1 pseudogene is annotated in these 306 nt (G+C 55.6%); it reads left to right on the forward strand.

Annotated features, from left to right (window positions below):
• Nucleotides 1-47: 47 nt before the first annotated feature.
• Nucleotides 48-306: pseudogene (locus CQ12_RS45475) on the forward strand (hypothetical protein); the annotation flags it as partial.

Genomic DNA, 306 nt, shown 5'->3' on the forward strand with positions numbered 1-306 from the left:
GATCTGCCCGTGCCTACGCATGCCGACACTTAAACAGGGAGTACGCCATGGGCGAAATTATTGACCACGATTTCGGGAAAGATGACCGAGAACACGCCCGGCGGCTCGCCAAACTGCTTCGGATTGTAAAGGAGACCGAGCAGGATCTGCTGGCAAATCCCGGCAAATACTTCGACATGGCGTCAAAGAAGATCGCTGAGCAGGAACTGCTTCTGCGGGCACTCTCGGACGCTATCAGAAAGTCTTGGATGGTGAAGCTGGACGACCCAAGCCTAGGGCCGCCAACTTACCAACAGCCCGATATGC

It is taken from the genome of Bradyrhizobium jicamae (genome assembly GCF_001440395.1).
In the GTDB taxonomy this organism is placed as follows: Bacteria; Pseudomonadota; Alphaproteobacteria; order Rhizobiales; family Xanthobacteraceae; genus Bradyrhizobium; species Bradyrhizobium jicamae.